The following is a 3,007-nucleotide window of genomic DNA, read 5'->3' as shown; positions in this document are numbered from 1 at the left end:
GTCCCTACCGCAGTGCTTGGCGGGATCCTGCTGGTTGGCGCATTGATTTTCACGATGAACTACAACCACCCCTACTCCGAGGTGGCGCGCTCGTACTTCGTTTCGGTTCCAGTGATTCCGGTAGTCACTGGCCAGGTGATCGAGGTACCCGTCAAAGGTAATGAACCTCTGGAAAAAGGTGATGTGCTGTTTCGAATCGACCCCGCCCCGTTCGAATACCGGGTCAAGTCCATCAAAGCACAGTTGCTCGCGGCAAAAGCTGATCGTGCTCGAATCACTGAGTTGATCAAGCGTAACTTCGCCACTCAACGTGAACTGGACATCGTTGTTGCTCGCTCCGACGATTTAGACGCACAGCTGTCTATTGCGCAGTATGAACTGGACAACACTGTCGTTCGGGCCCCCAGCAAAGGCTTCGTGACCCATGTTTCCTTGCGCACGGGCATGATGGCCACCAAGCTCCCCTTGCGCCCTTCAATGATATTCATCCCGGAAGAAGGGCATTACTTTTCAGCATGGATGCGTCAGAACAGCCTGTTGCGCTTGTCAGTCGGCGATGAAGCGGAAGTAGCCTTCGACGGCATTCCCGGCAAAGTGTTCGAGGGGCGGGTTCAGAGTGTTATCTCCGTCATTGCAGAAGGACAAGTACAACCCTCTGGAACGCTGGTCAGCTTTACCGGCTCACCGCCAGCAGGCCGGGTACCGGTCATTATCGAAATAACCGACCCCGACTATGCTCAATACAGCAAACAAGTACCTGGCGGTGCCTATGGGCAGGCGGCGCTTTACAGCACGCACTTTCACCATGTCGCGGTGATGCGCAAAATTTTGCTGCGCATGGCTGCCTGGATGAACTACATCTTCCCATTCCATTGAGGAATTGGTGACGCCCTCTTTCAACAGGGGGCGTCACCCTCCTCCGTCTAGCCCGCACCGACTATCTTTTTAGTTTCAGTGACTGCACGCCACTGTTTGGCCGGCGCGTGGGCAACTGAATCCGGATTTACCACTGCTTGAATTGAATGACCGTTGGAGCACTTCATGATTCAGCAACGTAGCGATCAGGATGATCGGCTTTCAGGATCCCCCTTTCGGCGGGCCGCGAGCGCCCTGTTGCCGGAATGGGTTGGCCACTATCGGCCGGCCTGGTTCAAGGGTGATGTCATCGCCGGGCTGACCGCCGCGGCCGTGATTATTCCCAAGGCCCTGGCGTACGCCACCATTGCAGGCCTGCCCGTGCAGGTCGGCCTCTATACCGTGCTGGTACCGATGGCGATCTATGCCGTACTCGGCAGTTCGCGACCGCTCAGCGTCAGTACCACCACAACCCTGGCCATCCTGGTTGCCTCCGCACTAGGGCATATCAGCCCTTCCGGCGATACCGCCACGCTGGTGGTTGCCTCCGCCACCCTGGCCCTGATGGTCGGCGCCATATTGGTCCTGGCGGGGATGTTGCGCCTGGGTTTTGTAGCCAATTTCATTTCCGACCCGGTGCTGGTGGGTTTCAAGGCGGGCATCGGGATTGTCATCGTGCTCGACCAGTTGCCCAAGCTGCTGGGCATCCACATCGAAAAAGCCGGTTTTTTGCACAACGTACTCGCCACCTTTCAGGGGCTGGGGCACGCCTCTTTGCCGACAGCGGCAGTCGGTGTGTTCATGGTGCTGATCCTGATAGGCATGAAGCACTTTACCCCACGATTGCCAGCGCCCCTGATTGCGGTCGCGCTCGGAATCGCCGGCATGAGCCTGCTGAACCTGGAGCATTTTGGTGTGTCGGCAGTCGGTGTGGTGCCGATCGGGTTACCGGCATTGACACTGCCCGATTGGTCGATGGTGTCCGACCTCTGGCCTTCGGCGATGGGGATTGCACTCATGAGCTTTACCGAGACCATCGCGGCAGGCCGCGCATTTGCGCGCAGTGACGAGCCCGCCTTGCAACCCAATCGAGAACTGGTAGCGACAGGTTTTGCCAACGTCGGTGGCGCGTTTCTCGGAGCGATGGCCGCCGGCGGAGGAACCACCCAAACAGCCGTCAACCGCCTCGCCGGTGCGCAATCACAACTGGCGGGCCTGATCACTGCCGGGCTGGCATTGGGGACGTGCCTGCTGCTCGCACCCTTCATTGGTTTGATGCCCAATGCCACGCTCGCCGCCGTTGTGATTGTGTATTCGATAGGCCTGATCCAGCCTTCGGAATTTCGCGACATTCTTTCGATACGCCGCACAGAATTCATCTGGGCGATTGTGGCAATGGTCGGGGTCATGTTACTCGGCACGCTGCAGGGTATCGTCGTGGCGATCATCGTTTCGTTGCTGGCGCTGGCCTATCAGCTCTCGGACCCGCCCGTACACATACTGGGGCGTAAACCCGGCACCAACATCTATCGCCCGTCATCCGCCGAGACCGAAGACGATGAACATTTTGAGGGGTTGCTGCTGCTGCGGCCTGAAGGTCGCCTCTTCTTTGCCAACGCCGAACGTCTCGGTTCGAAAATTCGCTCGTTGATCGCAGAGGCAGCGCCCAGCGTCGTGATTCTCGATCTGCGCAGCGTTTTCGACCTGGAATACACCGCCTTGAAAATGCTCACGTCAGCCGAACAGCGCTTGCGAGAAAGAGGCATCTCGTTGTGGCTGGTGGGCATGAGCCCAAGCGTATCCACGATGGTTGTCCATGCTCCGCTGGGCCAGGCATTGGGCGACTCACGGGTGTTCCTGAATCTGGAGCAGGCCGTTGCGCATTATCAGAAACAGTAATTGCACGCCTGCCCGCAGGCGTGCCTTGCATCAACGGTGTCCTTGAGAAATTGAACTACCCTTTATCCCAAACCGTACCGGTTTAGCCGTGTATTGGCCGCCGGTGCCTAGCCGTATTCATGTGCATAAAGAGGTTGAAGTATTGCGATGAAAAAACAAAATCTTAAAGTAACCGACTCCGCAGATAAAGAAGCCGCCGGGCTGAGCCGCAAAGACTACGAGGCACAGCTGAAGACTCTGCATGTCGAACTGG

The 3,007-nt window shown here is 57.6% G+C and carries 2 protein-coding genes; both read left to right on the top strand.

Annotated features, from left to right (window positions below; translation table 11 throughout):
• On the top strand, positions 1-876 hold an 876-nt coding region (locus AC1D2P_RS30465; RefSeq protein WP_477811760.1), incomplete at its 5' end, for an HlyD family secretion protein.
• 165 nt (positions 877-1,041) lie between these two features.
• Positions 1,042-2,754 (top strand): SulP family inorganic anion transporter, encoded by a 1,713-nt coding sequence (locus AC1D2P_RS30460; protein WP_477757318.1) that lies wholly within the window; start codon positions 1,042-1,044, stop codon positions 2,752-2,754.
• Positions 2,755-3,007: the final 253 nt, after the last annotated feature.

The organism is Pseudomonas sp. P1_F1_2 (genome assembly GCF_056405815.1).
Note: the sequence above shows the minus strand (reverse complement) of the source record. Positions and strands in the feature narration are given on the sequence as shown.

Coding starts and splice junctions, on each gene's coding strand:
- AC1D2P_RS30460 (WP_477757318.1), top strand. CDS start 1,042: ATGATTCAGCAACGTAGCGATCAGGATGATCGGCTTTCAGGATCCCCC.